The 3702-nt window shown below is 67.4% G+C and carries 4 protein-coding genes and 1 pseudogene; 4 read left to right on the top strand and 1 reads right to left on the bottom strand.

The window, feature by feature from the left end; all coding sequences use genetic code 11:
• The coding region (locus tag EOA29_RS28785; protein ID WP_127221940.1) for an SIS domain-containing protein at positions 1-467 on the bottom strand (467 nt) is incomplete at its 3' end.
• Between the two features lie 201 nt (positions 468-668).
• On the opposite strand from EOA29_RS28785, the gene EOA29_RS28780 reads away from it, so the two are divergent.
• The 4 genes and pseudogenes from EOA29_RS28780 to EOA29_RS28765 form a co-directional block, all read left to right on the top strand.
• Positions 669-1550: an N-acetylglucosamine kinase gene (locus EOA29_RS28780; protein ID WP_126090646.1), complete on the top strand. Its 882-nt coding sequence runs from the start codon at positions 669-671 to the stop codon at positions 1548-1550.
• A 43-nt stretch (positions 1551-1593) separates the two neighbouring features.
• Positions 1594-2373 carry a GntR family transcriptional regulator gene (locus EOA29_RS28775; RefSeq protein ID WP_126090647.1) on the top strand — a complete coding sequence of 260 codons (780 nt, stop codon included), beginning with the start codon at positions 1594-1596 and terminating at the stop codon, positions 2371-2373.
• On the top strand, positions 2370-3401 hold the full coding sequence (locus EOA29_RS28770) for an SIS domain-containing protein (RefSeq protein WP_126090648.1): 1032 nt from the start codon (positions 2370-2372) through the stop codon (positions 3399-3401). Before EOA29_RS28775 ends, EOA29_RS28770 begins: the two co-directional genes overlap by 4 nt.
• Positions 3398-3702: pseudogene (locus tag EOA29_RS28765) on the top strand (N-acetylglucosamine-6-phosphate deacetylase); the annotation flags it as partial. The gene EOA29_RS28770 and the pseudogene EOA29_RS28765, both read left to right, overlap by 4 nt.

The following is a 3702-nucleotide window of genomic DNA, read 5'->3' as shown; positions in this document are numbered from 1 at the left end:
CCCCGGCGCCGCGCATCGCCGATGGCCTGCACGGCGTAAGGCGTCGAGCCGCTGGCCGAGATGGCGATCAGGCAGTCACCCTTGCCGATATTGGCGTTCGCCACGGCCGCCGCGGCTTCCTCGACGTCGTCTTCAGGCCCGCCGGCAAGCGTGTGGAACGCCTCGTCGCCGCCCGCGATCAGGATGGCGATGCGGTCACGCGCGATGCCGAAAGTGCCGGGAAGCTCCAGCGCATCCGCAACCGCCATCAGGCCGGAGCTGCCGGCCGCCGCATAGGCAAGCCTGCCGCCGGTCTTCAATTGCCTTGCGATCAATTCCGCGGCCTCGGCGATGGCCGGAATGGCGCCGTGAACGGCCTTGGCGGCCTCGATCTGGGCATTGGCCAGGAATGAAAGGATGGCATCCGGGGTCTGGACATCCAGCCCCTCGGCATTCTGATGAAGCGCTTCCGTGCGCGTCTCGGCCATCCGCTTTCCTCCAACTAAGGGGACCATACCAAAAAAATACCACTTGTCCACATCCATTAACGTTTTTCGTGCCCGGCATTCTCCTTGCCGGCAAATTTCCGCGCTTTTTCAATAAAATACGCCTTAATCTTTTTTTGAACCGAAATTAGCGCTTGGCTATTGGTATTTTATTGGTATTATCCGCGGCGAGGAGAAAATCGTGTGAAATTCGTGCTTGGCATCGATGGCGGCGGCACCAGCTGCAGGGCGGCCCTTGCGACCGTCGACGGCGCTGTGGTCGGTCGCGCCAAGAGCGGCGCGGCCAACATCCGCACCGATCTTACCGGCGCCCGCGCCAACATCGTCGACGCGGCAAGGCAGGCTTTTCTCGCCGCCGGCCAGGATCCGGAGCTGATCCCTGAGACGCCCGCCATCCTTGGTCTGGCCGGCGCCAATGTCGGCACCTACAGGCAGCAGTTGGAAGCGATCCTGCCCTTCAGCAAGAGCCGCGTCGAGACCGATGCCGAGATCGCGCTCGAAGGCGCGGTCGGCTCCGGCGACGGCGCCATGGCGATCCTCGGTACCGGCACCGCCTATATGGCGCGCAAGAACGGCAAGTCGCGCGCCATCGGCGGCTGGGGGTTTCAGGTCGGCGACCAGGGCAGCGGGGCCCGCATCGGCCGCGATCTGCTCGAGCAGACGCTGCTCGCCTATGACGGCATCCGGCCCGGCTCGCCGCTGACGGAGGCGATGCTCGCGGTCTTCCGCAACAACCCCGAGGATGTTGTCGAATTCACCACCAACGCCAAGCCCGGCGACTTCGGCGGTTTCGCGCCCAAGGTTTTCGAGCATGCCGCCAAGGGCGACCTCGTCGCCAACTGGATCCTCGACAAGGCGGTCGCCGACGTCGAGGCTTCGCTCGGCGCGCTCGATCTCGCCGACGATGCTCCGCTTTGTCTGCTCGGCGGCCTGGCGCCGCTCTATGCGCCGCGTCTGTCGGCGCGTTACCAGGCGCTGCTGAAAGCCCCGCTCGACGATGCGCTCGGCGGCGCGGTGCAGATGGCGGTGCGCATCTTTGCCGGCAAATCGGGGGCTGCCCTGTGAGCGCCGCCAACCAGATCTTCGCCATGCTGCCGGAGGCGCCGCGATGAGCGCCGCCGACCAGATTTTCGCCATGCTGAAAGAATCCTCGCAGAGCGGCGCGCCGCTCTACCTGCAGCTCAGGAAAAGCATCGAGGAAGCGGTCAATCGCGGCCTGATCGGCCCGGGCGACGCGCTGCCGTCCGAGCGCGACATCGCCAGCAAGGCCGACATCTCGCGCGTCACCGTGCGCAAGGCCGTGCAGGATCTGGTCAAGGGCGGCATCCTCGTCCAGCGCCACGGATCCGGCACCTTCGTCGCGCCGCGCATGGAGCGCGTCGAGCAGTCGCTATCCCGGCTCACCTCCTTCACCGAAGACATGGCGCGCCGCGGCATGGTCGTGCGCTCGGCCTGGCTCGACCGTGGCCTCTACGCGCCCTCGCCTGATGAGATGATGGTTCTCGGCCTGTCGTCGAACGAGCTGGTGGCGCGCGTGGCGCGCCTGCGTATCGCCAACGACACACCGCTGGCGATCGAGCGCGCGGCAATCTCGGCCAGCGTCCTTCCCGACCCAGAGACGATCGGCTCCTCGCTCTACGCGACGCTGGAACTGACCGGCAATCGTCCGGTGCGGGCGGTTCAGCGCATCTCGGCCGCGAATCTCGGCGACGATGACGCGCGCCTGCTGGAAGTGCCGCCGGGGGTTGCCGGACTGCACATCGAACGCATTTCCTATCTGGCGAGCGGCAAGGTGATCGAATTCACCCGTTCGATCTACAGGGGCGACGCCTATGACTTCGTCGCGGAACTCCGGCTGACCGGGCCGGGAGAGGAGAGCCGGCCATGAGCGCAACCACCACCCATATGCGGCGCGAGATCGAGGAAATCCCGCAGGCCACCGCCCGCCTGCTCGATGGCTCGGCCAAGGCGCTTGCCGAGGCCGGCCGCGGCCTTCGCGAGCGCGATCCGAACTTCGTCGTCACCGTGGCGCGCGGCTCGTCCGACCACGCCGCCACCTTCACGAAATATGCCGTGGAGTTGACCGCCGGCCTCGCCGTCGCTTCGGTCGGCCCGTCGATCGCTTCGATCTACGGCGCGAAGCTGAGGCTGCGCGGCTCGGCCTGTCTCGCCATCTCGCAGTCGGGCAAAAGCCCCGACATCGTCGCCATGGCCGAAACGGCCAGGGCCGGGGGCGCGCTGACCGTCGCCATCACCAACACCGCCGACTCGCCGCTGGCGCGGGCCTCGGACTATGCCATCGACATTCTGGCCGGGCCGGAGCGCAGCGTCGCGGCCACCAAGACCTTCGTCAATTCGGCTGTCGCCGCCCTGGCGCTGATGGCGCACAGCACAGGCGATGAGCCGCTGCTTTCAGCGCTCGCCCGCCTGCCGGAGCATTTCGAGAAGGCGATCGCCTGCGACTGGATGGCGCTCGCCGCCGCGCTCGAGACGCCGCAGTCGCTGTTCATCCTGGGACGCGGCCCGTCCTTCGCGATCGCCAGCGAGGCGGCGCTGAAGTTCAAGGAGACCTGCGCCATGCATGCCGAGGCCTACAGCGCGGCCGAGGTCATGCATGGGCCGCTGGCTCTTGTGGGACCAGGCTTCCCCGTCCTGGCGCTCGCCGCCCGCGACGCCTCCGAGCCCTCGGTGGCCGAAGCAGCAGACAGCGTGGCGGCCAAGGGCGCGGCCGCTTTCGTCACCTCCGGCAAGGCAAAGAACGCCAGGCTGCTGCCGCATGTCGCGACCGGCCATCCGCTGACCGATCCGCTGCCGCTGATCGTGTCCTTCTACGGCTTCGTCGAGGCCTTCGCCCGCCATCGCGGCCTCGACCCGGATGCGCCGCGCAACCTGCGCAAGGTAACGGAAACCGTATGAGCGACCGTTTCGCCCTCACTGGCGCCCGCATCTTCGATGGCGCCGACTGGCATGACGATGCGGCCCTCGTCGTCAAGGACGGCATGGTCGAGGCCATTCTGCCCACTGGTGCCATTCCGTCCGGCGTCTCCCTGTTCGAGACCGGCGGCGGCCTGCTGGTTCCCGGCTTCGTCGACATCCAGGTCAATGGCGGCGGCGGCGTCATGCTCAACGACCATCCCGACGTCGCCTCGATCGAGACCATCTGCCGGGCGCACGCGCCGTTCGGCACCACGGCGCTGCTGCCGACGCTGATCACCGA

It is taken from the genome of Mesorhizobium sp. M1E.F.Ca.ET.063.01.1.1 (assembly GCF_003998155.1).
GTDB lineage: Bacteria > Pseudomonadota > Alphaproteobacteria > Rhizobiales > Rhizobiaceae > Mesorhizobium.
This window is presented reverse-complemented; position numbering and strand designations above follow the sequence as displayed.